Source organism: Brevibacterium antiquum (assembly GCF_016107655.1).
Lineage (GTDB): Bacteria > Actinomycetota > Actinomycetes > Actinomycetales > Brevibacteriaceae > Brevibacterium > Brevibacterium antiquum.
In genome coordinates, this window is the sequence record NZ_JABASX010000005.1 from 83404 (window position 1) to 109768 (window position 26365).

A 26365-nucleotide genomic window follows, 5' to 3' on the forward strand; every position below is an offset into this window, starting at 1 on the left:
AGAGAGAGGTATCCCCTATGACTTCTGCAGATGTCGAAGCCTCTGAACACGTGTGGAGCGTGGAACCCACCCCCGTTTCGGTCGACGACCTGAGCGAGGGCACCTGGTCGCTGCTGCGAGATGAGGCGATGAGAGCGATGCGCTGCGCATACGTTCCGTATTCGTCCTATCCCGTGGGCGCGGCCGCACTCGTCGATGACGGTCGAATCGTCAGCGGCGCCAATATCGAGAATGCCTCGTTCGGGGTGACGCTGTGTGCAGAATGCTCACTCGTCTCCGATCTGTTCATGTCCGGCGGAGGCCGGATCGTGGCATTCGACTGCGTCGATGGTGCGGGGGCGACCTTGGCCCCGTGCGGACGCTGCCGGCAGCTCCTGTTCGAACACGGCGGCACCGAGATGATGCTCAACATGCCCAGCGGCAGGGCTCCCATGTCAGTTGTGCTGCCCGATGCCTTCGGACCAGATCATCTGAGCGGTGATGCGCCGGGCGCAGGCTCCGCCAAGCACTGACCCCGATATCGCCGAGGTGGCCCCGCGATCCCAGCGCCACCTCGGCGATCAATGGTGACCACCAGAACGGTCACCCCAGTGGCCGGCACTTCGGCCACCCCAGTGGCCGGGTCGTCGGCCACACTCGAAGAACGAAGGACTGACACTGTGAGCGTAGAGGCATTCGATGCCGTCGACGTCATCGCCGCCAAGCGCGATGGCCGCACCCTGAGCAGAGAGCAGATCGACTGGGTGATCGATGCCTACACCCGCGGTGTCGTCGCCGATGAGCAGATGGCCGCGCTGGCCATGACGATCTTCATCAACGACATGGAACCTCGCGAGATCGCGGACTGGACGCAGGCGATGATCGCCTCGGGCGAGCGGATGGATTTCTCATCCCTGTCACGCCCGACCTCGGACAAGCATTCGACAGGGGGTGTCGGGGACAAGATCACCCTGCCTCTCGCTCCACTCGTCGCCGTCTTCGACGTCGCCGTCCCACAGCTCTCGGGTCGCGGTTTGGGCCACACCGGGGGCACCCTGGACAAGCTCGAGTCCATTCCCGGCTGGCAGGCGGGTCTGAGCAATGAGGCCATCCTCGACCAGCTCGAGGACCTCGGCGCGGTCATCTGCGCCGCAGGCTCCGGCTTAGCTCCTGCGGACAAGAAGCTCTATGCACTGCGCGACACCACCGCAACGGTCGACTGCATTCCACTTATCGCCTCCTCGATCATGTCGAAGAAGATCGCGGAGGGCACCGAGGGCCTCGTCCTCGACGTCAAGGTGGGATCCGGAGCCTTCATGAAAGACCTGGCCAAGGCACAGAAGCTGGCACGGACCATGGTCGATCTGGGTCAGGCGGCCGGGGTCAGGACCTCGGCGCTGCTGACCGACATGTCCACACCCCTGGGGCTCACAGTCGGCAACGCCCTCGAGGTCCGTGAGTCCGTCGAGGTCCTCGCCGGCGGCGGACCCTCCGACGTCGTGGACCTGACTGTGGCCCTGGCCGAGGAGATGCTGCGTCTGGCCGGTAAGACCGACGTCGATGTGCGCGCTGCACTGGGTGACGGTCGGGCGATGGACATGTGGAAGAAGATGATCCGGGCCCAGAACGGTGACCCCGACGCCGCGCTGCCCGTCGCCGAGCACACCGAAGTCATCACGGCGCCTGCGTCCGGCGTCCTCAGTCGGCTCGATGCACTGTCCGTGGGAGTCGCCTCCTGGCGCCTGGGTGCCGGACGAGCACGCAAGGAGGACCCGGTCCAGGACGTGGCCGGCATCGAACTCCACGCCAAACCCGGAGATGCAGTGCGCGCGGGCCAGCCGCTGATGACCCTGCACACGGCGACCCCGGAACGCTTCGCCCGAGCGATCGAATCTCTCGAGGATGCCGTCGAGATCGGAGGCGACCTCAGCGCGGTCTCCGAGACGATCGTGCTCGAGAAGATCACCTGAGCCGCCGTCACGCGCATTGCATCACCGTAGTACCAACTCATGCAGTACGAATCACACCGCACCATCCACCTTGGAGGACAACCACATGACCAGCAGAGCCGAAGTCGCAGCGATCATCGACCACACGCTGCTCAAGCCCGAAGCCACGCCTGCAGATGTGGAAGCACTCGTGTCGGAGGCGAAGGACCTCGGTGTGCTCGCGATCTGCGTCTCCCCGTCGATGCTTCCCGTCACCGATTCCGGCGACCTCGTCGTCGCCACGGTCGTCGGTTTCCCCAGCGGTCAGGTCAAGCCAGAGATCAAGGCCGCCGAGGCTGCCCAAGCCGTTTCCGAGGGTGCCGACGAAGTCGACATGGTCATCAACATCGGTCAGGCCATCGCTGGTGACTTCCATGCGCTGGAGGCCGATATCCGCGGAGTCGTCGATGCCAGCGGAAAGGCCCTGGTCAAAGTCATCATCGAGTCCGCGGCGCTCAGCGACGAGCAGATCGTCGAGGCCTGCCGCCGCGCCGAAGCTGCAGGGGCAGGCTTCGTCAAGACCTCCACCGGCTTCCACCCCGCAGGCGGAGCCAGCGCACACGCGGTCTCGCTCATGCGCGAAACCGTGGGCGATCGCCTCGGCGTCAAGGCCTCAGGCGCGATCCGCACCGTCGAAGCCGCAGAAGAGATGATCGCCGCGGGAGCCTCGCGTCTCGGGCTGTCGGGATCCGCTGGGATCCTCGGAGGACTCAGCGACTGAGCGTTTCCAAGGCGGCTCCTGCCCGCGCGCTTTCTACAGTCGAAGTCAGATTGAGTTGGTTGCAACCAACTCAATCTGACTTCGACTGTATGTGTCCGGGCTGCGGCTGCTGTTCCCCGCTCGCTGCGCCTACACTCAGAGCCCGAAGAAGTCCTGCCACGCCATCAGACGGATGGAGACGCTCACCACCGGTGGTGAGCCGAGTGGCACTTTGTTCACCGACGTTCCGGCCATTGATCATTCCGAAGGCGGAGGGCCTCTGGAGGTGGCGGATGCGGCTGCGTCCGTAGAGCTCGATTTTGCTCGCTCCTGAACAGTGTTCAATAATTGGTTCATGGTCAACTACTTGTCACTCGCCGAGCGTGTGCTCTCCGGCACCCCGGCCACCGCCTCCGATGCCCGCGCGATCCTGTCGTCCCCGAATGAGGATCTGCTCGACATCGTCGCAGCCGCAGCCCGGCTGCGACGCGAGCACTTCGGCAAGCGCATCAAGGTCAACTACCTCGTCAACCTCAAGTCCGGGCTGTGTCCGGAGGACTGCAGCTACTGCTCGCAGCGCCTAGGCTCCGAAGCGGAGATCCTCAAGTATTCCTGGCTGCCCAAGGAGGAGGCCAAGCGCCAGGCGGAGTTCGGCCTGGCTGGAGGTGCCTCGCGCGTCTGTCTCGTCGCCTCCGGCCGCGGTCCGTCGAACCGGGATGTCGAGCGCGTCTCGGGAATGGTCGAGGAGATCAAATCTGCCACTCCCGACGTCGAGGTCTGCGCTTGTCTCGGATTCCTCAAGGATGGCCAGGCGCAGCGCCTCAAAGAGGCCGGGGTCGATGCTTATAACCACAACCTCAACACCGCTGAGTCCCTCTACGCCGACATCTGCTCGACGCACACCTTTGCCGACCGGGTCGACACCGTCGACAGGGCTCGCGGCGCCGGGCTCTCCCCGTGCTCGGGACTCCTCGTCGGTTTGGGCGAGACGAACGACCAGATCATCGAGGCGATCGAATCGCTCAAGGCCGTCGACTCCGACTCGATCCCGGTCAACTTCCTCATCCCCTTCGACGGCACCCCGTTAGAGGGCACCAACACGTTGACCCCGCAGCACTGCGTGAGGATTCTGTGCGCTGTGCGCTTCCTGTGCCCGGATCGCGAACTGCGCATCGCCGGCGGCCGCGAATTGCACCTGCGTTCGCTGCAGTCGCTGTCGCTGAATGTGGCCAATTCGCTGTTCCTCGGCGACTACCTCACTTCGGAGGGTCAGGCTGCCGAAGAGGATCTCGACATGATCGTCGACGGCGGGTTCGAGATCGTCGGCACCGAGAGTGCCCAGCAGCTGCGTGACGAGCTCAAGGCCCACCGGGCAGCCCATCAGGCTGCCTTCGACGGCGAAGCACCCGGCCATGCGAACGGCGAAGGTGCGTCCGCTGCCGGCACCGGCGCATCGTACGAGACTGCACCGGCACCAGTCGCAGCTGGCACACTGCCGTGCGGCAAACCGCTGGCGCCTGTCGGTTACGAGGCTGGCAACTCGGGCGTGACGATTCCGACGATCCGTCGCCGCGGTGCTGGCACAGAGGTCTCTCCCAATGCCTGAGTCGGCACGGTCAGGCCCCCAGAGCACGCTGGAGAGGGATGCCGGTCTCCTGTGGCACCCCTATGGTCCGCTCGATTCTGGGGCGCATTTTTCAGTTACAGGTGCGGCCGGTCCCTACGTGGAACTGTGTGATGCGTCCGGCACGACACATCGGCTCCTGGACGGAATGAGCTCGTGGTGGGCGGTTGTCCACGGCTACAGACACCCGGTCATGGACGCGGCACTGACAGCCCAAGTTCGCTCGTTCTCGCATGTCATGTTCGGCGGTCTGACTCACGGGCCGGCCGTCGACCTGGCCGAGCGTCTCGTCGCGGTCACACCGGCCGGACTTGACCATGTCTACCTGGCCGACTCGGGCTCAGTCTCGGTCGAGGTCGCGCTCAAGCTCGCCATCCAGTACCAACGGGCTCGCGGACGCGACCGAGGACGTTTCCTCGCCCTCGACGGCGCCTATCACGGTGACACGAGCGGAGCGATGAGCGTATGTGATCCGGTTGGCGGGATGCACGCCGATTTTGCCGGACTGCTGGCCTCTCAGCTGTTCCTGCCACGCCCTCCGCTGCCCGAGGCTTCCACCACCGAAGTCGAGGCATGGGTGGCCCGGGCCGAGAACCTCGTCGACGCGCATGGGTCCGAACTCGCCGGTATCATCGTCGAGCCCCTCTTTCAGGGCGCTGGCGGTATGCGCCCCTATCATCCGGCCGCCTTGCGGGCGCTCCGGCGGCTCGCCACCGAGATCGACGCTGTGCTCATCGCCGATGAGATCGCCACCGGCTTCGGCCGCACCGGCGCCGATTTCGCCTGCCGGTCGGCCGGCATCACCCCGGATGTCATGTGCCTGGGCAAAGCGCTGACCGGCGGCTATCTTACGCTGGCAGCCCTCATGTGCAGCGGCCCGATAGCCGAGGTCATCACCGCCTCCTCTCACCGGGCGCTCATGCACGGACCGACCTTCATGGCCAATCCGCTGGCCTGCGCGGCAGCCACCGCCTCGGTCGGGCTGCTCTTCGCCGATGACACGAGCGGCTGGGAACCGGCCATCGCCCGCATCTCTCCGGCTCTCGAATCCGGTCTCGCCCCGGCGCGACAGCTGGCGCACGTCACCGAGGCGCGTGTGACCGGTGGCATCGGCGTCATCGAACTCGACCGCCCGGTCGATGTCGGACTCACCACGCGCATCGCCGCAGAGCATGGCGTGTGGCTGCGGCCCTTCCGGCAGCACATCTACACGATGCCGCCCTACATTTCGACGCCGGAGACGATGGAGACGATCACAGCAGCGATGGTCGCAACCGCCGCGGCGCACTCCGAAGGAGAGCTGCAGTGAATGCCATTGCCTCCCGCCTTGCCGCTGCAGCCGAACGCCGCAGGTCCGCCGATCTGGACCGCAATGATCTGGCGCTCAACGGACTTGACCTCGCCTCCAACGACTACCTGGGCCTCTCGCAGCATCCGATCGTGCGTGCGGCGGCGATCGAGGCGATCGAACGCTATGGCACCTCAGCCAGGGCCTCGCGACTCGTCACCGGAACCACACCCGCCCATCATCGGTTGGAAGCCGCGCTGGCCGAACGGCTGTGCCACCCGGCATGTGTGACGTTCTCCAGCGGATATCTGGCCAACATCGCCGCGGTCACGACCTTGGCCGGGCCGGACACACTCATCGTCTCCGACGCCCATAATCACGCCTCACTTATCGACGCCTGTCGCCTGACGAAGGCCTCGCTGACCGTCGTTGCCCACAACGATCCGAGCGCCGTCGAAACCGCCTTGGCCGATCGTGAGCAGGCAGAGGCACTCGTGATCGTCGAATCGATCTACTCCGTCCTCGGCGACGCAGCCGATCTGCCGCGACTGCTTCAACTCTGCGCCCGCTACGATGCTCTGCTGCTCGTTGACGAGGCTCACGGGATCGGCGTGGCCGGTGTCGAGGCACACAGCGGAATGGGCGCCGCCGCAGGCCTGAGCGAACACCGTGACCGGCTCGTCGTCACTGCGACCCTGTCGAAGTCGCTCGGCTCCCAGGGAGGAGCGCTGCTGGGTTCCGAGCTCATCCGCGATGCCGCCGTCAACACTGCCCGCTCCTTCATCTTCGACACCGGGCTCGCCCCGGCCAATGCGGCAGCTGCCCATGCAGCGCTTGGCCTCATCACTCGCGACAAGGTGGCATCGATGGAAGTTGCGCGCGCCCAACTCGCAACTGCGCTTGACGTGCCGATTCCTGCCGGCGCTGTGCTCTCAGTGCCGATGCCGACTCCGGAATCCGGAGTGCGAGCCCGCGCTCTGCTGCGTAGGGAGGGGATCCTTGTCGGCTGCTTCCGCCCGCCATCCGTCCCTGATGGGATCACGCGGGTGCGGCCGACCGCGCGTGCTGGTCTGAGCTCCGATGATCTGGCCCATGCCTGTGAGCGGATCCGGTCGATCACCGACGCCTGCGGTTCGACGGCAGCACAGTGATTCCGCGCTTCCTGCTCGTCACGGGAACGGACACCGGTGTCGGCAAGACTATCGCTGCTGCGGCGCTGGCCGCGACGCTGACAGCCGCCGGGCGGCGGGTCGTCATGTGCAAGCCGATCCAGACGGGGCACATCGGCTCTGACGACCCTCAGCGTGAGCAGCTTGAAGCCGACTACAGCGATGTCGTCACCGAATCCGACGCTCAGATCATTGCCCGGCTGACCGGAATCCATACGTTCACGAATATCACACTGCGTCTGCCGATGGCTCCGCTTCCGGCTGCCCGCGTGGAGTCGGCCGGATCTGTGTCTTCTGCTGCCGGCGCAGTTTCGATCCTGCCCAGCGCAGCCGAGCATGCAGAGCTCATCCGCACAGTTGCCGAACGCACCAGTGCTGACCACGTCCTCATCGAAGGCTCAGGGGGAGTGCTCGTCGACTTCGGAGGCCATACCGCCGCCGACATCGTCGCCTGCCTATCGGCCGACAGAGACTCCATCGGTGCCGTCATCGTCGCCCGCTCGCGCCTGGGCACCCTCAACCACACCGCTCTGACCGCCGAAGCGCTCAGGAGTCGGCAGATTCCGGTCACCGGCATCATCATCGGCTCGTGGCCCGAGCCTGCGCCGATGGTCGACCGTGACAATCGCTCTGCGCTGTCCGCTATCGCCACCATCCTCGGCGCGGTTCCTGTCGGAGCCGGTCACTGCCTCGGGCGCGGCGAGTTCACTGCACAAGCACCCGGTTGGCTCCATCTGCCTCAGTGAGAAAGATATGACTGCGCTGCTTCACACGTGTATCAGGCAGGTTCGAGCCACCTTCTGAATTGGCGCTGGTCGTCATTGCACTCAACCTCGCAGGAGCCGCGGCAGTCCTGACTGGGGAGGGGCTGCCGCTTCCAAGCCACTGGAGATGCGCCCAATCCTCGAGGCACTCACCATGATCAGAATTTGTGCCAACATCCGGGTCAGGTATCGGATCAGAGACCGAAGAAGGCCTTGAGCTCGGTGCTGATAGAGGTCAGACGCTCCGTCAGGGCCGGTGTGAGGGAGGCACTCGCCGAGGTGACCGGCAGCCGCATCCCTGCACTGACCGCGGCCCGGGTGTCGGCGTGGATCGAGGCCTCCAGCTCGGAGGGTTCGGCGACGACCTCGAGGTAGCACTTGAGCTTCGGCTCCGTGCCCGAAGGCCGGATGATGACTCGGGAGTTCGACTCCGAGAGCAGCAGGATCCCGTCGGTGGGAGGAATGTCTCCGTAACCGGCTGAGAGGTCGTGGATTTCGACGACGGGAGACCCGGCCAGGGACACCGGCGGATTCTCCCGCAGCTTCGCCATGGCCGTAGCGATGAGAGAGACATCGTCGAGGCGAAAGCTCAGCGGGGCGGTGGCGAAGAAGCCGTCGCGCTTCCGGATCCGATCGAGTTCTGCCTCGATGCTCGACCCGTGTTCCTTCAGCCTCGAGACCAGCGCTGCGAAGGTTACGGCCGCGGAGATTCCATCCTTGTCGCGCACCGCAGACGGGTCGACGCAGTAGCCCAGCGCCTCCTCGTAGCCGAAGACGAGGCCGTCGACGCGGGAGATCCACTTGAACCCGGTGAGCGTGTTCGCCGCCGCGAAGCCATGACTGGCGGCAGCTGAGGCCAGCCCTCGAGAGGACACAATCGAGTTCGCAAACACCAGAGCAGGTGATTCCGCACCCCCGCCAACGACGTCCGATGCCTCGGTTTCGACCGAATCCGAGGCGCCGGGCGAGGATCCGAGCTGTGCCGCATGATGCGTCCCGGCAGCCAGCCGGACCGCGGCATCCTCGCCCAGCAGCAGACCCACCTCGTCGCCGGACAGCTGCCGGTACCCGGACGCAGTCGAGGCATCCGGAATGGCCGCGGAGAACCGGTCGGCATCGGGGTCGTTGGCGATGACGAGTTCGGCACCGACCTCGCGGGCCAGCGCATAGGATTCGTCGAGGGCCCCCGCCTCCTCGGGGTTGGGGAACGAGACCGTCGGGAAGTCCGGATCCGGAGCCTGCTGCGAGGGCACCGGGTGCACATCGGTGAAACCGGTGCGTGTCAGAGCCGCCTCGGCGACGGAGGCTCCGACACCGTGGAGCGAGGTGAGTACGATAGACAGCTCTGACTCTGCTCTCACCCCCAGAGCATCGATGCGAGCCAGGTAGGTCTCGACGATTGAGTCATCGAGGTGTTCCCAACCGGACTCGGCACGCGGGACCGAGGCCACAGATTCGACTGCCGCGATCTGCTCAGCGATGAGAGCATCAGCGGGACTGACGATCTGAGCACCGGCACCAGCCTGGGCGGCGGACGGATTGGTCTCGATCGCCAGCAGCGGACGCTGGCCCAGGTAGACCTTGTAGCCATTGTCAGTAGGCGGATTGTGGCTGGCGGTGACCATGACACCGGCATCGGCCTGCAGGTGGGACAGGGCGAAGGCGAGCAGCGGAGTGGGCAGCTGATCGGGCAGTTGGATGGCGGTACCGCCGGCCGCCGTGACGACGGCGGCTGTGTCGGTCGCGAAGTCTGAGGACTTGTAGCGAGCATCGCATCCGATGACGACAGTGAATCCCTCGCCCACGGTGTTCAGGAGGAAACGGGAGAGACCTGCTGCGGCGCGGATGACGACGGCGCGGTTCATCCGGTTCGGTCCGGCCGCGATCTCTCCACGCAGGCCCGCGGTGCCGAAGGTCAGGGGGCCGGCGAAGCGATCTTCGAGGTCGGCCAGAGCCGTTTCGTCACCGGTCGTCGCGGCGGTGAGGATTGTGCGCAGGGTGGTTGCTGTCTGCTGGTCGGGGTCGTCGGCGATCCATGCCTCGACGACGTCGGCATCGAATCCGTTGCTGAAGCGATCGGCTACTCGGGTCATGTCTGTCCTTGTCCGGTGTTGTCGGCGAGAGGGATGCGGTTGGGCGGGCGAGTGATGCCGGTGCGTCTTCGGGCAGCAGCTGCTCAGAGTGTCCGGGCTCGCTCAGAGCTTCGAGACGATGTCGGCGAGCAGCTGTGAGATCCGCGGTGCGGCTGCGACTCCGGCCTCGATGACCTCGGCATGGGAGAGCGGGGTCTCCTGGATGCCGGCGGCCAGGTTCGTGACCAGAGAGATGCCCATGAGTTCCAGACCGGCCTGACGTGCGGCGATGGCCTCCAACGAGGTCGACATTCCAACGAGGTCGGCGCCGAGGACTCCGGCCATGCGCACCTCGGCGGGAGTTTCGTAGTGCGGTCCCCGGAACTGTGCGTAGACGCCCTCGTCGAGGCTGGGGTCGATCTCTTTCGCGATGGCACGCATGCGCGGGGAGTACAGATCGGTGAGGTCGACGAAGTTCGCACCTTCGATGGGGGAGGTGCCGGTGAGGTTGAGGTGGTCGGAGATGAGGACCGGGGTGCCGGCGGCCCAATTGCGATTGAGCCCTCCACAGCCGTTGGTGAGCACCAGGTTCTCACAGCCGGCGGCAGCGGCGGTGCGGACCCCGTGGGCGACGGCGCGCACGCCCTTGCCCTCGTAGTAGTGGGTGCGGGAACCGAGGACGAGAGCGTGCTTGCCGCTGGCTTCGATCCGGATCGTGCGCAGGGTGGCGCCGTGCCCTTCGACGGCGGGCGCGTGGAAGCCGGGGACGTCCGCGGCCGAGATCTCGCTGATCGTCTCGCCGAGGAGCTCCGCTGCTCCGCCCCATCCCGAACCGAGAACGAGAGCAATGTCATGGGCCTCGATGCCGGCTTTGGAGTTGATGGTCGTGGCTGCGGCGCGGGCGGCGGCGGTAGGATCGCTTAAGTCAGTCATGACGCCAAGATTATCAAGTTCTCGACCCGTTCAAGGAGCGCACACAATGCCGATCAGAGATCTGACCGATGGTGACGACCTGCGGTTGAACGAGGTGTTCGCCGACGCCGATACGCCGGCCGCTCATATGGCCAGGTCCCTGTTCCGCCCGTCCTCGGATTCACCCCTGCTGCGATCCGTCATCGCCGAGGTGGTGCCCGAGGTGCCCGTCGGCGCGGCCGCGATCGCGCAGTCCCCGCTCCACCCCTACCGGGCGTGGGTCCACGTCGAGGTCGCGAGCGAGGAACAGGGCCACGGTCAGGGACGAGAACTCTTCGAAGCAGTGTGTGCCGAGACCGTCGGGACTGCCCTGGAAGGACTTGACCTGCGCACACGTGTACAGGCCGGGAGCCCAGGTGCGGGATTCGCACAGGCCCTCGGCTTCGCACCGCTGACGACGACACGGGTGATCAAGGTCGCCGCCGGTGCGCTGCCGCCCAGCGGAGGTGGACGTGCCGAAGACCTCGAGATCGTGGCCACCGGATCAGTCAAGCTCACGAAGGCCTTCCTCGCGTGGTACACCGCTGTGAACAAGGACGACGCTGTCGGTCCGCTAACGATCGGTCAGGTCAACAACGCGTTCCTCTCCGAAGCTGCCGGTGCCCACGGTGCCGCTCTGCTGGGCGGTGACGCCGGCTCGTCCGACGACTCTGGACTCAGCGCCTTCGCCGTCTCCTACGCTCGCGAGGCCGACCAGACTGGTGTCGAGATCACGGATGCCATGCCGGCACCAGGCGATGACGAAGAGGCCCCCACCGAACTCATCATCGGGTCGATGTTCGAAACCCGCGAGGAAGCCGCCGACACGACGAGCGAGCTGTTCAGGGCAGCGATCGCTGACGCCGAGCTTCTCCTCGCCCGACTCTCCGTCGATGCCGACGTCGTCCTCGAAGTCACAAGTGGCATGCCGGTGGTCTCCGCCCTGGCAGACCGTCTCCTCGAAGCCGGCCAGGCGAGCGAACTCTACCGCTACGAAACACTCACGGGTCCTCCTGCCGACCCTCGCTGAGTCGAGACTGCTGCCGGGAGAATTTGAGAGAAAGTAGGACACCCGTGCCTTCAGCTGACAGTGGGAGCAGAGAGACGATCACCCCTGACACTCACACAGAGAACGTGGGCCTGCGCAGGGGACTGACGGCCCGGCACATCCGCTTCATGGCTTTGGGTTCGGCCATCGGCACGGGGCTGTTCATGGGGTCCTCGGAGTCGATCCAGGCCGCAGGCCCGTCCGTGCTGGTGGCCTACATCATCGGCGGTGCCGCCGTCTTCATGGTGATGCGTGCGCTGGGCGAAATGCTGGTCCGCCACCCCGTCTCGGGATCCTTCGGCCAGTTCGCCTCGCACTATCTCCACCCATTCGCCGGTTTTCTCGTCGGCTGGACCTTCGTCTTCGAGATGATCCTTGTCGCCGTCTTCGACGCCACCGCCATCGGCGTGTACATGGGCTTCTGGTTCTCTGGAGTACCGCGCTGGACCTGGGTACTGGCCGTTGTGCTCTTCATCGCCGCGATCAACATGATCGGCGTCAAGGTCTTCGGCGAGCTGGAGTTCTGGTTCGCACTCATCAAAATCGTTGCGATCATCGCCCTCATCGGCGCCGGCGTGGCCATCATCATCTTCGGCTTCGGCATCGCTGACCACAATCAGATGGGTCCGCGTGCGTTGGTCGACCACGGGGGTGCGTTTCCGCACGGACTCTGGGGTTTCCTCTCATCATTCACGATCGTGATGTTCGCCTTCGGCGGCATCGAAATCATCGGAGTCACCGCCGGCGAGGCGCAGAACCCGAAGAAGGTGCTGCCGGCCGCCATCAACTCGGTGCCGGTGCGCATCCTGCTCTTCTACGTGCTCACCCTCGGCGTGATCATGTGCATCCTGCCCTGGAACCAGATCACCTCGGATATCAGTCCCTTCGTCGCGATCTTCGACTCCGTCGGCTTCAACGCGGCAGCCGCCATCCTCCAGGTTGTGCTCATCACGGCGGCGCTCTCGGCCATCAACGCCGATATCTTCGGTGCTGGTCGGATGCTCCACGGTCTGGCAGAACAGGGGCAGGCGCCGCGTTCCTTTGCCCACACCACTCGCAACGGAGTGCCGGTGATGACGGTGATCACGATGATCGTGGCACTGCTCGTCGGCGTGCTCCTCAACTACCTCTACCCCGACCAGGCCCTGTTCCTGCTCGGCGCATTGGCGACGTTTGCGACAGTCTTGGTGTGGCTGGTCATCCTCGCGGCTCATATTCGGATGAAACGGGTGCTGGCGCAGGAGAACCGACTGCGCAGTGAGTTCCCGATGCCGTTGTGGCCAGTGGGGTCCTGGGGCACGGTGGCATTCATCCTCTTCGTCATCGTCATGGTCGGAATCGTTCCTGATTCCCGTCCGGCACTGTGGGTAGGTCTTCTCTGGGTCGGCGCGCTGTGGCTGTGCTACTTCGCCTTCGTCCGGGGTGAGGGTCGCCGACACTACCAGCTCATCGACCACACCGAGCCACTGCCTGCAGGCAGGCACAAGGAGAGTACTGACTGATCGTCAGCTCGAATCGAGATCGGTCAGACGACTTCCACCGTGAGATCAGCGGTTCTCTCAGCTGAGAAGAGCCTCACTGCCTGAGTTCGCTGCTCGGTGACGAACCATGCTGTCCCCGGATCCCCGTCGAGTGGCGGCAGCCGAAGCAGACCCAGATTGCTGAGGTCCTGCCTACTGTGGGCACCGAGGATCAGCATCGGCCCCAGGCCCTGTGCCTTGGCTAACGCGGAACCGTAGCCGGGAGTGAACCGCACCGGCATCGTCACGACGTGCAGGCCACCATCGAGGAGATCGAAGGCGTCCGGTTTCGTCTCCAGATGCGCATCGTCATGGACAGTGAGCGCTTCCCTGCTGGCTGTTGCTGCAGAGGAGCACGTCTGCTGAAGCATGGCCGCGGTCGCACTCTTGCCAGACTGCGGTGATCCTCTGACACTGAGAACCTCTCCGTCACGGACCGGATTCCACACGACGAGCGTCCCGAAGGGGTCGATTCCCAGCGGGATCCCCGTGCTCGCCGGATCCAGTCGCGCGGCCACGTGTCCCGGGGCCTCCGTGCGTCCCGGTGCCGCCATGTGTCCTGGTGCCGCCGTGAGTCCGCGCCAGCGTGGTCCGAAGCTTTCGCGCCCGTCATCGGCGTCGTCCGCCCGGGCGATATTCTGACGGTGCGGCACCAACTGCACGTCGGCGCCGTCACCGCCGGCCTCCTGTGCACTGGGGCCGACGAGCACTGCCCTGTATTCGGGCCATGTTCCGACGAACCGCTGCCGAGACAGTCCGACGCTGAGTCCATCACCTCCTGTACCGGGCGGGAAGATCAACTGTGATGTGAAGGCCGCGCTTGTGCTCGTAGACGTGCGGCATCCGGCCAACAGGAACGTCAACCCCAACCCAGATCCGTGTTTGAGCAGCCGTTCCGTCTCGGCGGCCATCTGGTGGTCCATGGAGTCGATGAACTCATTCCAGTTGCTGCAGACAATGATCGTGGCCGGCAGGTCTGCGCCGGTGGGACCGTCTCCTCCTGCAGGAGTACGGTGCAGATGGTCGAGGATCGTGTGGAACCGCCATCCGGTGTCCATTCCGCAGGTGACTTCGGCTCTGCCCATAGACGCTGCGATGCGTCCCAGCGCCACGATGCGGTGAGTCGCAGCGGCACTGGATGCCATTCGTCGCATGACTGACGTGATGACATCAGGATCGGTGCCGACGATGATGGTCGAGCCATCGACAGCAGGAGAATATGACCAGGTGCTCTGCTTCTGGTGGCTGGGAATGTCCACGATCCCGGTCACCGTGGTGCCCGTCACCCCTGGATCATTCTCTTCTGAGCCACCCTCACCAGACAACGATGAGAGCAGCACAGGGACATTCTCAGGATCGGGCAGTGGTGGGAGAACCACAGGAGGAAGTGGATGAGGCGATAGCTGTGATTGCTCGCAGGCCTCACGATGGGCCTGGTGGAGATTGCCGACGCGGATTCCGTTGACGCTGTGTTGGGTGGGAAGACCTCGGCCGGGCTCCCACGGTCGGAGACGAGGCCGATGACGCACCTCGGCGGCGGCAGAAGTGGAGGTGGGGACCGCGACCCGGAACTCAACGACCGACGAACCCGAGTCGAGGCACGCCGCTCCCGGTCTGTCCGGCGGCAGATGTGCGGCATCGTTGACACCGATGACGTCGAAGGAGTCCGCATCCTCGCGCACGCGCAGGCACACCCTGATGTTGATATTGGCCTTCATCTGTCCGGTGACGACGCCGAGCGGGCGCTGCGTGGCGAGGATCAGATGCACTCCCAAGGACCGGCCCAGCGCTGTCAGGTGCTCCAGCAGATCAGCTGCCTTCGGATGGGTCGCCATGAGTGCGTGGAATTCGTCGATGACGACGACCAGCCTCGGCGGGGGATCGTCGAGTTCGAGGACATCGGAGCATCCGTGATCGGCCACGAGCCGTTCGCGTCGGGTGATCTCGGCACGGATGGAGACCAATGCGCGGAAGGCCGCTGCCGAATCGAAATCATCGAGGACGCTGTCCGTGTGCGGCAGATCCTCCAACGGGGCAAATGTCGCCCCACCCTTGAAATCGATGAGGACGAACGTCAGCCGCCGAGGTGGGTGTTCCAGGGCCATTGCAAGCAGCCAGGTCTGGAGCAGAATGGATTTCCCGCTGCCGGTTGTGCCCGCCACGAGGGCGTGGGGACCGTCGTTGAAGAGGTCGAGGGTGACGTCCCCGTCTTGTCCGCGTCCGATCGTCACCGGCCCGGGAGGAGTTCGTGCCCAGCGGTGGCGAATGGCTTGTCGCCCGTCATCGTAGAGGTCGCCGAGGCCGTGGTTCGGCAGCCTCTCGGCCCCGGTTCTGCTCACCTGTCGTTGGTCGAGGGTGAGGTACCGGCCGGGTGGCATGAGTGCGGCGATGAGCGTTCTGCCCGGCACTGGGCCGTCTGCTGCCGATGAGTCGTCGGTGCGTGCCTGGGCCAGACTGCCCAGGGACAGCGAGATCGATGCGGTGGGCGCAGGTGCGTGCAGCTGCAGCGTCGTCGGATTCTGGTCGGATAACCGCACGCCGATCGTCGACTCGCTGTGGTCCTCGTGGCGGCTTCCCTGCAGCTCCGGCAGTCGGAGCAGTTCAGGAGAGGGGCGCCAGTCGTAGGTGGAGTCGGCCAACCAGGACAGGGCCATGCGACGCAGCTGTTCGTGATCGCCTGTGACAGTCACCGAGGTTGTGCGCGGGTCGATGCGAAGCGGCACGTCGTCGATGATGACCGCTCCATCGAAATGGTTGGTGCCCTCGCGGAGTTCATCGGCAATGGTGATGGGGCTGCGAGCAGATCCGAAGCCGAGGCACAGACCCGAACTGGTCTGCAGCCAGAGTCTGTGTTCGGCGACCAGGGTGGCCAAGCTCTGCCGTGCTGTCTCGACCGCTGCTCGTCGGTCGATGACACATCGGGCGCAATCGCGGACGTACCGACGTTTCTCCATGATGTAGGCGACGTATCCGGAGATGGGTGCGGAGACGCTGAAGAGGAGGAACCACCACATTCCGGTGACGAGCGCGAGCACTCCACCGATGGCGATGGGGATGAGGAATGCCCACCATTGGGGAGGTTTCGCGGGGCGAGGGTCGTCGATGGCTGCGGGCGCCACGTGTGTGGGCTCCCGCCTGGGGCTGGTGGGAGCTCGAGGAAGGGGAGGTCGTGAGTGGGCTTCACCGGCCTGGTTTCTGGCAGGGTAGGTCGGTGCGAAGATCGTGGTGCCCAACGACGAGAACGTCTGTTCTCTGGCAGGACCCAGCTCCAGTCGCGCCGGCTGGCGGGACATGCAGGGGTCGATGATGGTCAGACAGTCGGGATGGCTGATGCGGCTGAGCAGAGGGGAGCGGGGGTCGATGCCGATCGTGAACCCCGAATCGGGCCCCGCGAGCACTGAGACGGAAGCAGATCCGGATCCGCGACAGAGAGGGAGCACTCCGAGAACTGTGACAGGGTTCAGCGACTGCCACCGCCCCCAAGCCATCGATCTCACCATGGTCTCCGGGTTCTCTCGTGTGCCGGAGTCCCTCGGCAGTCGGTTGCCTGCGACGAGGTCGGCCGAGGTCAGGATAGGACCGAAGACGGTGCGAAATACCTCGAGGACTGGCAGCTCAGAGTCTGCCTCGATCACATCGGTGCGAATGTTCGCATTGGCGTCGATGCGATGAATGAGGCCGCGCGTGTTCATGCTCTCAGGATCACGAGCTGTGCCGCACCGGGCAAGGAGTTCTCACGCTCCTGTGGACAAGAAGCCTGTGTCCACAGGCTATTCGAGCAGAAGTGAGGGAGACATCAACAGGAGAACACGTCGGAGTCGTTGGATTGGAGCCTCACGAAATGCGCAGCGAACCACGAGCGTATGCGGTGGCCTGAAGCTCGATGAGGTCGGGGACGAAACGTGACAGCAGCGCGGGCGTGTAGTCGGCACGCAGTCGGATCACGACCGAATGCTGTCCGTCCGCATCGGCACTGAGCTCCACATTGTGCAGTCCCTGCGGGGTCGGCACCGCGGCGACATAGCGACTGGCAGCTCGTTTCGCAGCAGGTGGTGAGAACACGAGCCCGGGCTCACTGCCGGGAGCCGGTTCGAACGAGTCGGAGGCGGCCAGCGCCGCAGAATCCGCCACGCTCTGCAATTCTCGTCTGGTCATGTGCAGATCCGTCAGCGCTGCGATGAGGAAGGCCAGCAGCAGGGCGATGACGACGAAGCCGATCGCCAGTGGAGTGATCGACCCTTCATCGGCGTGGCCCCGATGCTGCTTTGGCATCATCTCAGGCCTCACCTGCGGTGGCGACGACATCCGTGTGGGTGGCACGAAGAGTGATGTGCGGCGAATGCTTGGTGCCGAAGAGGAGCGGGAACCCGGGCAGAGACACCTTCGTCTCGACCCGTGCGGTGATGAGGGAACCTGCCTGTCCACAGGGTCCAGAGCATGAGTAGTCGATGGTGATGGGGACACCAGTGAGTCCGAAATCGGTGAAATGCATGTCGGCAACTTGATGGGCCCTGCGTTCGGAGGGGTCGGCATCGCGGGCGGCGATCCGGGAGGCCGAGATCGCCGTCGACGTGGTGGCATAGCTGGCGGCCTGCAGCTGGGAGATCGCGAGCATGAGATAGACGACGGGGATGAGCAGCACGATCGAGGCGAAGATGAATTCGATGACGGCCGTGCCCGCATCGGGGTGGTCCTCCGGCATCTGCGCGTCAGTCTCAGTCACTGTCGACGTCCTCAACGATGGACCGTCCGCTCAGATCCCACACCTCGGCGGGACCCCACAGGCCGAGGACGGGCAACGGCGTCCGCACTCGGACCTCGACGATGTCGACTTGACCGCGTTTCCCCGTTGTGACGGTGATCGACTGAGCATAGCGCTCGCCCACAGATACGGTGATGAGCTCGGAAGCCAGGCGTTTGCCGTCTGCCATTGACTGATCGGCGAGGCTGGCTTGGCGGGCACCGGCGATGGCCGAATCGATGACGGTGTTGCGGACGTGGATGACCAGACCGATCTGCAGGGTTCCAGCCAACACGAGCGCCAGGAGCGAACCGATGAGGGCGAACTCGGCGATCGCGGAACCGGAATCAGCCCGAGCTTCGCAGTCCTGGTGACTCACCCGGCGCCCCGAACCTTGTTCATCGCGTCCTGGAACATCGAGGTGAAGGCTTCGCCGGCCAATGCCCACAAAGCGACGACCAAACCAGCTGTCATCAGCGTGATGAGGACCCAGCCGGGAACGTCACCGCGGTCCGGTCGGTCATCTCGGCGCTCGCCTCGGCGGTCTGGGTCGTCAGTTGAGAGGCCGAGGACGAACACAGCGAATCGGTTCATCAGGTGGTGGAACATGGTGTCTCCTTCTGCAGTGCAATCGGTTGGCGGGCTCATCAGATGGTGAGGCGATCAGACGGTGGCAGGACCGGGCTGAGAGTGCGCGTCGGCTCAGGTCATGGGCTCAGATCGAGGACGGTGAGTGAGGGAAAGACGGCGAAGATGACGGTCACCGGGAGCACGAAGACGACCACAGGCACCAACATTCCAATCTCCTTCTTCCCCGACAGTTCGAGCAGACGACGGCGTGACTGTTCCCGCACATCGGCAGCTTGGGCGCGGAGGACCTCCGCCAGCGGGGTTCCGCGGGTCATCGACACGGCCAGACCGTCCACGAACTGCACGATCTCGGGGATGGCGATCCTGGTGGCCATCGAGTCGAGCGCATCGACGAGCGGTGTCCCGGTTCGCGTCGTCGCCAGGGCTGTGCGCAGTTCATCGATGAGGTCTCCCGAACAGGTGCGGCACACCCGTTCGAGTGCTTCGACGATTCCCTCACCAGCGGTGATGGACAGAGCAAGGAGTTCGGCGACGGTGGGGAATTCTGCGAGGACACGCGACTCGTGACGAGCGATGGCTTGGCTCAGACGCCAGTCGTTGGTGATGTGTCCGGCGATGCCGCCGCTGATGATGAGAACGAGGGTGACAACGGGGGAGAAGCCGCGTTGTGCCGAGAGCAGGCCGGCCACGCATCCCGCGGCGATCATGCCTGCCAGAATGCTCAGAACCTGGCTGATGCGGAAGCGCTCCAGGGATGCACCCCCGCCGAGACGGTTGATCCGCAGGTTCAATGTGGCGTCGGTGGTGATCCGGGATGTCACCCACATGGTGGTGCCGAACGTGGCGGACTTGAGCAGTCCCAGCAGCCCGTCCTTGCGGGGAGTCGGCGGAGCGTAGATGTCGACCAGTGATTCCTGATCACGCAGATACGGTGCGATGCGAGATGACAGCGTTGGTCGGCGCAGAGGCGGCAGGGAGAGGACGAAGACGCAGAGTGCGAGCCCGTTGAAAGCCCCGAGAGCAAGGATTGTGAGCGGATCGGTCAGCGCGCTCACAGCACCTCACTGCCTTCGGCCGAGCGGCGGAACGACGAGGAGGACAGGGAAGATCCTTCAATGACACGCGGTTCTTGCGGGAGCCTGCCGATCCGCTTCATCGCCTGATATGCCAGCAGCGAGACAACGAATCCGGAGGCCAGGAGAAGCAGACCGGTCTGGGAGTTGTAGGCAGCCGCTGTCTCCGGCCTGGTCGACAGGAACGCGAGCACCACCCAGGGAGCGGCCACCGCCAGCCGAGCACCGTTGACCGTCCACTGCTGCCGGGCGGAGAGTTCATTGCGGGTGCGGGCATCGTCGCGGACGAACTGGGCGAGGGCTCGCAGCATCGTGCCGAGGTCACTTCCGCCGACCTGCCTGGTCACGCTGAGTGCGACGACGATCCGGTCGGCCACAGGGTCGGCGCTGACCTGGCGGAAGCGTTCAAGGGCGATGGCGAAAGAGCCGCTGGCCCGGTACTCCTCTGCGAAGACCTCGAACAGCGGTCGCAGAGGTTCAGGCCCCCGGTGGGCCAGCGAACTCAGAGCCTCGGGCAGTGACAGGCCGGCGCGCACACCGGAATTGAGATGGTCAAGGGTCTCGGGCCACAGTTCGCGGCGCATCACCTGTTTGCTCCGAGCCCGATGTTGAAGCAGTCTGTGCGGCAGCCACGAGGCGAAGAGACCGAAGCACAAAGCGATCGCCCAGGAGCCGGTGAGGACAGTGGCGACGACGCTGACGATGATGAAGACGGCGATCGAGATGAGGATCAGGTGGCTCGGGTGCAGCCGTGGGAAGCCGGCCCCGGTGAGCATGTCGTCGAGTTCGCGTACCCATCGTCGCTGCACCCGTCTCGTCGACTGTTTCTGCCACAGCGACATCCACAGTAGGAAGAGACCGGCGCCGAAGCACGCGCCGATGAGAAGACTGAATTGGGAATAGCTCATGCGGCTTCCAGAATGGAATGGAGATCCTTGCCGATGGCGGCGAATCGTTCGCCGAGGTGGCCGAACCCCTGTCCACGAACCAGCTGTCCCTGAGGCGAATGGAAGATCGTGTCGAGTTCGACGACGTCGCCTTCGACGCCACCGGGGACGGCGCAGATCTCACTGACGAGGCGGGTCCCGTTCGCGTCACGTCGCAGGTGGACGACGACGTCGATGCTCACTGCCACGGTGGGGACGACGAAGGAGGAGGAGATGTTGGCTCCGGCCAGAAGCGGCAGAGTGCAGATCTTCGTGATCGCGGCGCGGGCGGAGTTCGCGTGGATCGTTCCCATGCCGGGCAGGCCCGAATTCAAGGCCACGAGCAGGTCGAGGCTCTCGGCCTCACGGACCTCCCCGACGATCATGCGGGTCGGTCGCATGCGCAGAGCTTCCTTGACCAGAGAGCGCAGGGTGACCTCGCCGGTGCCCTCAAGAGACGGCTGGCGACACTGCATCGGAACCCAGTCGCGGCTGGGCAGGTTGAGTTCGAAGACCTCTTCACAGGAGATGATGCGCTCTCTGGCGGAAATGGAACCGGCCAGAGCATTGAGCATGGTGGTCTTGCCGGCCTGGGTTGCCCCGGAGACTAAGATATTCGCACCGCTGGCTACTGCCGCATCAAGGAATCTGGCGGCCGCTGGTGTCAGGGATCCCTGGGCGACGAGGCCGGCGAGGTTGCGCGGGCGCTGAATGAATTTGCGAATGTTGACCGCAGGAAAGGAACGGGTGATATCGGGCAGGACGACATGGAGTCGGGAGCCGTCGGGAAGCATGGCATCGACGAATGGCTGTGACAGGTCGACCCGTCGGCCTGAGGTGCGCAGCATTCTCTCGATGAGATCATCGAGTTCACCTGCGGTCAGTTTCGTCGTCGTCAGCTGATGGAGCCCGTCGATGGCGATGAAGACTTCGCTGGGGCTGTTGACCCAGATCTCTTCGACCCGGGGATCATCGAAATAGTCTTGCAGCGCACCGAAGCCCGAAAGCTGGTTGTCGATGGAGCGAAACGTGGCTTCCTTGTCTTCCAAGGGCGGAAGATCCGCGACCAGGCTGCGCTCGTCGTACTCAGAGATGACAGTGCGAATGACCTCTCGCGAGCGTTGCATATCGGCGCGAGGGTCCACGTCGAGGTCTCTGATCCTCTTATGAACTTCGCTCTTGATGACCTCGGTGGCTTCCACATTGAACCCCTGGCGTCCAGAATACGAATCATGTTTCTAACAGCTGGATTTGTTTTTAACCTATATGTAGTCGAATCAAGAATCCAGTGATTTCTCGAATCTGTGGATAACTCTCTTCGTGGCGGGAAAATGTCATAACTGTAGTTTCAGCGCGTAGACTCCGAGTCGACTCGTCACTGCATCCGCATTGCACATTCCCGTAATCGGGTATAGATTCTCATCACTGTTGCAGGGCTTTCCGCTCAAGCCTCGCGCTCTACGGACCGCGTCACCGGCGGGATGACTTGATCTCCTGCCGGTGGCGCTCAACTGTTCCGGTGCCCACCCGATCCCGGCGCCGGTCGTCGCTGGGGATCAGGGGCGAGGATTCAAGCCTGAGGGCCGCGATGCACTAGGCTTGACTCATTATGGCCACTGATTATTCTGCTGAAATCGCCAACCTCCGTCAGACCTACAAGGCGATCCTGGATGTGTCTGATCTGGACAACCTTCGCTCCGAGGTCGCCGAGATGACGGAGCAGGCATCGGCGCCGTCCTTCTGGGACGATCCGGACTCGGCGCAGAAGATCTCGGCCACGCTCTCGCACAAGCAGGGAACCCTGGAGAAGCTCGAGAAGTTCGGTGAACGCATCGACGATGCCGAGCTGCTCATCGAGATGTCCGAGGACGAGGGCGATGAGGACTCGAAGGTCGAAGCCGAGCGTGACCTCAAGAAGCTTCACGACCAGTTGGCCGAGCTCGAGATCTCGACGCTGCTCAACCACGAATACGACGAGCGTTCGGCCGTCGTGACTGTGCGATCCGGCGCCGGCGGCGACGACGCCACCGACTGGGCGCAGATGCTCATCCGCATGTACATCCGCTGGGGCGAGAACCGCGGGTACAACGTGCAGCAGCTGGACACCTCCTACGCTGAGGGCGCGGGCATCAAGTCCGCCACGATCCAGGTCAACGCCCCCTACGCTTACGGAACACTTTCTGTGGAAGCCGGCACCCACCGTCTCGTGCGTATCAGTCCCTTCGACAACCAGGGGCGTCGCCAGACTTCCTTCGCCGCCGTCGAGGTTGTGCCGCTCATCGAATCCACCGACCACGTCGAAATCGATGAGAACGATCTGCGCATCGACGTCTACCGGTCTTCGGGCCCCGGCGGTCAGTCCGTGAATACAACCGACTCGGCCGTGCGCATCACGCACGAGCCCACCGGCGTCGTCGTGAGCATGCAGAACGAGAAGTCTCAGATCCAGAACCGTGAAGCCGCGATGCGGGTGCTGCAGTCACGCCTCCTTGACCTCAAGCGTAAGGAAGAAGCGGCGCAGAAGAAGGAACTGGCCGGTGACATCAAGGCCAGCTGGGGTGACCAGATGCGCTCCTACGTCACCCACCCGTACCAGATGGTCAAGGACCTGCGCACAGGCTACGAGGTCAACAACCCCTCGAACGTCTTCGACGGTGACCTCGACGGCCTCATCGAAGCCGGAATCCGCTGGCGCAAGGAGCAGGAGATGGCCGAAGAGGCTTCCTGACCTCTGGCCGCAGCAAGCTGGCCCTCAGCCACAACAGGCGGGTTTCAGTGACAATTGCGTGACTGACAGCGTTGAGTGTGGGCTTGCGTTCGTTTTTCTCGAGGAATTCGAACGCAAGCCCACACTCAACTGCCGTCGAAAGCTGTCGGCGATAGCTCCGCCTCCAGCGGGGCCAGCGAAAGTGCCTCCTCCAGCGGAGCCGGCGACCGCCTCGGCGGCTGTGAACTTCCTCCGATGCGCAACACACGCCCTTGAGCCTCCCAGAACATGACGGAGCTGTTACGTACAGTGGAAGCGGCCGAGCCATCCGCGACATGATTGAAGACCCTCTTGATCAAATTCGACTCAGTTTCGAAGTCCTACGACGCGCGCTCCCGCAGAGCACTCGACGACATCTCGTTCGAGGCCGAGCGTGGAGAATTCGTGTTCCTCGTCGGGGCTTCGGGCTCGGGTAAGTCCACGGTCATCCGCCTCATCCTGCGCGAAGAGGTCCCTAGCACCGGGCGCATCCACATCGCCGGAAAATCGGTCGTGAAGATGCCCAGCTGGAAGGTGCCCTACCTGCGGCGGGGGATCGGCACAGTATTCCAGGACTTCCGCCTGCTGCCGAACAAGACCGTCTTCGCCAACGTCGCCTTCGCCCTCCAGGTCATCGGCAAATCCCGGGCGTCCATGTCGACCCTGGTCCCCGATGTGCTCGAGACCGTCGGACTGGCCGGCAAAGAGAAGCGCTACCCCAACGAACTCTCCGGCGGTGAGCAGCAGCGCGTGGCCATTGCCCGTGCCGTCGTCAACAAGCCGGGTATCCTGCTCGCCGATGAGCCCACAGGCAACCTCGACCCGACCACAAGCGCCGACATCATGTCGGTACTTGAGAAGATCAACCGCAACGGAACCACAGTGCTCATGGCCACTCACGATGGAGAGATCGTCAACCGGATGCGAAAACGAGTCATCGAACTCTCCGAGGGGATCATCGTCCGCGACGTCGAAGAGGGCACCTACGGAGTCGCCTCATGAGAGCCGGATTCATCCTCTCCGAGGTCTGGTCAGGGCTGCGCAAGAACGTGTCCATGGTCCTGTCCGTGGTGCTCGTGACCTTTGTGTCCCTGCTCTTCGTCGGCGCCGCGATCCTGCTGCAGATGCAGGTGGGCCAGATGAAGGACTATTGGTACGACCGCGTCCAGGTCTCCGTCTTCCTGTGCCCACCCGACTCCGAAGCCACCAACTGCGTCGAAGGCGAAGCCACCGATACGCAGAAGAAGAACATCGAAGACCAGCTGAGCAGCTCAGAGCTTGCCCCCTACGTCGACGAGGTCTACTTCGAAGACAAGGGTGAGGCCTTCGAGCACTTCCAGGACCAGTTCAAGGGCACCAGCCTCGAAGGCACCGTTCCCGAAGACGAGATGAACGAGTCGTTCAGGGTCAAACTCAAGGACGCCGAGAAGTACGACATCATCAAGGAATCGTTCTCCTCGACCCAGGGCGTCGAAGAGGTCGTTGACCAGAATCAGCTGCTCGACCGTCTCTTCAGTGTCCTCAACATCGCCACCGTCGTCGCGGTTGCGATCGCCGGGATCATGCTGCTGTGTGCCATGCTGCTCATCGCCACGACCATCCGGCTCTCCGCATTCTCCCGCCGGCGCGAAACGGGAATCATGCGCCTGGTGGGTGCGTCGAACACCTTTATCCAACTCCCGTTCCTGCTTGAGGGCGTCATCGCCTCGGCGATCGGTGCGACCCTGTCCGCCGGTGCACTGGGGCTCCTCGTCCACTTCGGTGTCAGCGGCTGGCTGGAGGGGCAGGCCACGGGCTTCAGCCTGATCTCCGGGGTCAATGTCCTCATTGTGGCCCCGATTCTCATCGCCATCGGTGTGATCATGGCCGGCGCATCGTCCCTGATCACCCTGAATAAGTACACGAAGGTCTGAGATGAAGCGCAGGCTCGGTTTGGTTCTCACAGCGGCAGTGCTGGCCGTCGTCTTGCCCGTCACCTCGGCGGGGGCCAATCCCCGCGATGACAAGAGCAAGGTCGATGACCGGGTCAAAGAACTCCAGCAGGAGTTCGAGGGCCTCGACGAGGACCTGGCCCGAGTCATCGCCGAACGCGACGCGGCGGAAGAGAAGCTGCCCGACGCTGAGGCCGCGTCGAAGAAGGCCGACGATGCTCTGAGTGAGGCCATCGAGAAGGATGACGCCATGGCCGCTCGGCTCACCTCGGCGGAGAATGCACAGTCGGATCTCAAGACCTCGATCAAGGATGGCGCGGAGGAGATCGACAAACACAAGACCTCGGCCGCGCGCATCGGGCGTCAGGCGTACCAGAATTCGGGCATCACCTCTGACCTGGCGATGCTGCTGCAGATGGCCGAGGGGACAAGCGCCGACGGTGGAATCGGGCGCGTGGACTCCGCCGTCCGGTCACAGCAGCGCACGATCGACAACCTCTCCGAGCAGCGAGCGGTCAACAAGAACAACGAAGAGCGCCTCTCGGGTGTCACCGATGAGATCTCGGACCTGAAGGACGAAGCCGCCGAGGCGGTGCTGGCCAAAGAGGCCGCACAGATCGATGCGAAGAAGAAGTCCGACAGCCTGGCCGACATCATCTCCGCGAAGGACGATGCGGAGAAGACGATCTCTGATAACAAAGCCACGACCGAGGAGCAGCTGAAGAAGGAACAGGACGAGCAGGACCGGCTGGCGAAGAAGGTTCGCGAGTGGGAGAAGGAGCAGGAGAAGAAGGGCAAGTTCGTCTATGGAGACGGCGAGCTGGCCAATCCGGCCAAGGGCTATCCCATCACCTCGCCCTTCGGCTATCGGATCCACCCGATCACCGGGGCCAAGAAGCTGCACTCGGGCACCGACTTCGGCGTCCCCTGCGGCACCCCGATCAGGGCTGCCGGCGACGGCATCGTCGTAACCTCGGGATGGACAGGCGGCTACGGCAACCGTGTCGTGATCTCCCACGGAAAGATCAAGGGCGACTCCATCGCCTCGACGTACAACCACAACACGGACCTCAAGGTCCACGATGGGCAGAAGGTGAAGAAGGGCCAGGTCATCTCGGATTCGGGGACGACCGGCGCATCCACCGGCTGCCACCTGCACTTCGAGGTCATGAAGAACGGCGGATACGTCGATCCGATGCCCTACATCTCCTGAGTGTGTTCAGCATCCGGTCCGTTGGGCGCTGACCTCGCCGA

At 64.1% G+C, this 26365-nt stretch carries 23 protein-coding genes; 13 read left to right on the forward strand and 10 right to left on the reverse strand.

Annotated features, from left to right (window positions below; genetic code table 11):
- Window positions 1-17 precede the first annotated feature (17 nt).
- From JFC13_RS09730 to bioD, 7 genes are all read left to right on the forward strand, one after another.
- The gene (locus JFC13_RS09730; protein WP_198396894.1) at window positions 18-512 is read left to right on the forward strand and encodes a cytidine deaminase; all 495 of its coding nucleotides are present in this window, start codon (window positions 18-20) and stop codon (window positions 510-512) included.
- Between the two features lie 147 nt (window positions 513-659).
- Window positions 660-1949: a thymidine phosphorylase gene (locus tag JFC13_RS09735; protein ID WP_198396895.1), complete on the forward strand. Its 1290-nt coding sequence runs from the start codon at window positions 660-662 to the stop codon at window positions 1947-1949.
- Window positions 1950-2034: 85 nt separating this feature from the next.
- On the forward strand, window positions 2035-2688 hold the full coding sequence (gene deoC, locus JFC13_RS09740; RefSeq protein WP_198396896.1) for a deoxyribose-phosphate aldolase: 654 nt from the start codon (window positions 2035-2037) through the stop codon (window positions 2686-2688).
- Window positions 2689-3022: 334 nt separating this feature from the next.
- Complete coding sequence (bioB, locus tag JFC13_RS09745; protein WP_198396897.1) at window positions 3023-4273, forward strand: biotin synthase BioB; 1251 nt, start codon at window positions 3023-3025, stop codon at window positions 4271-4273.
- Window positions 4266-5600 (forward strand): adenosylmethionine--8-amino-7-oxononanoate transaminase, encoded by a 1335-nt coding sequence (bioA, locus tag JFC13_RS09750; RefSeq protein WP_198396898.1) that lies wholly within the window; start codon window positions 4266-4268, stop codon window positions 5598-5600. The genes bioB and bioA overlap by 8 nt, the downstream gene beginning before the upstream one ends.
- Window positions 5597-6730 (forward strand): 8-amino-7-oxononanoate synthase, encoded by a 1134-nt coding sequence (locus JFC13_RS09755; RefSeq protein WP_198396899.1) that lies wholly within the window; start codon window positions 5597-5599, stop codon window positions 6728-6730. The genes bioA and JFC13_RS09755 overlap by 4 nt, the downstream gene beginning before the upstream one ends.
- The gene (gene bioD, locus JFC13_RS09760; protein WP_198396900.1) at window positions 6727-7494 is read left to right on the forward strand and encodes a dethiobiotin synthase; all 768 of its coding nucleotides are present in this window, start codon (window positions 6727-6729) and stop codon (window positions 7492-7494) included. The genes JFC13_RS09755 and bioD overlap by 4 nt, the downstream gene beginning before the upstream one ends.
- A 212-nt stretch (window positions 7495-7706) precedes the next feature.
- On the opposite strand, the gene JFC13_RS09765 is transcribed toward bioD, so the two are convergent.
- Together JFC13_RS09765 and JFC13_RS09770 are read right to left on the reverse strand one after the other, a co-directional pair.
- Window positions 7707-9605 carry a phospho-sugar mutase gene (locus JFC13_RS09765; RefSeq protein WP_198396901.1) on the reverse strand — a complete coding sequence of 633 codons (1899 nt, stop codon included), beginning with the start codon at window positions 9603-9605 and terminating at the stop codon, window positions 7707-7709.
- A 102-nt stretch (window positions 9606-9707) separates the two neighbouring features.
- Window positions 9708-10517 (reverse strand): purine-nucleoside phosphorylase, encoded by an 810-nt coding sequence (locus JFC13_RS09770; protein ID WP_092106854.1) that lies wholly within the window; start codon window positions 10515-10517, stop codon window positions 9708-9710.
- A gap of 46 nt (window positions 10518-10563) precedes the next feature.
- Here JFC13_RS09770 and JFC13_RS09775 point away from each other — a divergent pair, with 46 nt between their 5' ends.
- Complete coding sequence (locus JFC13_RS09775; RefSeq protein ID WP_198396902.1) at window positions 10564-11565, forward strand: GNAT family N-acetyltransferase; 1002 nt, start codon at window positions 10564-10566, stop codon at window positions 11563-11565.
- A 146-nt stretch (window positions 11566-11711) separates the two neighbouring features.
- Window positions 11712-13085: an amino acid permease gene (locus JFC13_RS09780; protein ID WP_198397103.1), complete on the forward strand. Its 1374-nt coding sequence runs from the start codon at window positions 11712-11714 to the stop codon at window positions 13083-13085.
- 23 nt (window positions 13086-13108) lie between these two features.
- Here JFC13_RS09780 and JFC13_RS09785 read toward each other — a convergent pair whose 3' ends face one another.
- The 8 genes from JFC13_RS09785 to JFC13_RS09820 all read right to left on the reverse strand — a co-directional run bounded on the left by JFC13_RS09785 (window position 13109) and on the right by JFC13_RS09820 (window position 21636).
- Entirely contained in the window at window positions 13109-16795 is a 3687-nt protein-coding gene (locus JFC13_RS09785; RefSeq protein WP_198396903.1) for an FtsK/SpoIIIE domain-containing protein, read from the reverse strand.
- Window positions 16796-16937: 142 nt separating this feature from the next.
- Window positions 16938-17378, reverse strand: coding sequence for a pilus assembly protein TadG-related protein (locus tag JFC13_RS09790; protein ID WP_198396904.1), 441 nt, complete (start codon window positions 17376-17378; stop codon window positions 16938-16940).
- A gap of 1 nt (window position 17379) precedes the next feature.
- Window positions 17380-17826 (reverse strand): hypothetical protein, encoded by a 447-nt coding sequence (locus JFC13_RS09795; RefSeq protein ID WP_235351086.1) that lies wholly within the window; start codon window positions 17824-17826, stop codon window positions 17380-17382.
- Entirely contained in the window at window positions 17819-18223 is a 405-nt protein-coding gene (locus JFC13_RS09800) for a TadE family protein (RefSeq protein WP_198396905.1), read from the reverse strand. The genes JFC13_RS09795 and JFC13_RS09800 overlap by 8 nt, the downstream gene beginning before the upstream one ends.
- Window positions 18220-18453 (reverse strand): hypothetical protein, encoded by a 234-nt coding sequence (locus JFC13_RS09805; protein ID WP_232488450.1) that lies wholly within the window; start codon window positions 18451-18453, stop codon window positions 18220-18222. Before JFC13_RS09805 ends, JFC13_RS09800 begins: the two co-directional genes overlap by 4 nt.
- Window positions 18454-18551: 98 nt before the next feature.
- Window positions 18552-19490, reverse strand: coding sequence for a type II secretion system F family protein (locus tag JFC13_RS09810; RefSeq protein WP_198396906.1), 939 nt, complete (start codon window positions 19488-19490; stop codon window positions 18552-18554).
- Window positions 19487-20416 (reverse strand): type II secretion system F family protein, encoded by a 930-nt coding sequence (locus JFC13_RS09815; RefSeq protein WP_198396907.1) that lies wholly within the window; start codon window positions 20414-20416, stop codon window positions 19487-19489. Before JFC13_RS09815 ends, JFC13_RS09810 begins: the two co-directional genes overlap by 4 nt.
- On the reverse strand, window positions 20413-21636 hold the full coding sequence (locus tag JFC13_RS09820; RefSeq protein WP_198396908.1) for a CpaF family protein: 1224 nt from the start codon (window positions 21634-21636) through the stop codon (window positions 20413-20415). The genes JFC13_RS09815 and JFC13_RS09820 overlap by 4 nt, the downstream gene beginning before the upstream one ends.
- Window positions 21637-22043: 407 nt before the next feature.
- On the opposite strand from JFC13_RS09820, the gene prfB reads away from it, so the two are divergent.
- The 4 genes from prfB to JFC13_RS09840 all read left to right on the forward strand — a co-directional run bounded on the left by prfB (window position 22044) and on the right by JFC13_RS09840 (window position 26324).
- Window positions 22044-23162 carry a peptide chain release factor 2 gene (gene prfB / locus JFC13_RS09825; protein WP_198396909.1) on the forward strand — a complete coding sequence of 373 codons (1119 nt, stop codon included), beginning with the start codon at window positions 22044-22046 and terminating at the stop codon, window positions 23160-23162.
- Window positions 23163-23492: 330 nt separating this feature from the next.
- Entirely contained in the window at window positions 23493-24182 is a 690-nt protein-coding gene (gene ftsE, locus JFC13_RS09830) for a cell division ATP-binding protein FtsE (protein ID WP_198396910.1), read from the forward strand.
- Window positions 24179-25093, forward strand: a complete 915-nt coding sequence (gene ftsX / locus JFC13_RS09835) for a permease-like cell division protein FtsX (RefSeq protein ID WP_198396911.1) — start codon at window positions 24179-24181, stop codon at window positions 25091-25093. The genes ftsE and ftsX overlap by 4 nt, the downstream gene beginning before the upstream one ends.
- A gap of 1 nt (window position 25094) precedes the next feature.
- Window positions 25095-26324 carry a M23 family metallopeptidase gene (locus JFC13_RS09840; protein ID WP_198396912.1) on the forward strand — a complete coding sequence of 410 codons (1230 nt, stop codon included), beginning with the start codon at window positions 25095-25097 and terminating at the stop codon, window positions 26322-26324.
- Window positions 26325-26365: the final 41 nt, after the last annotated feature.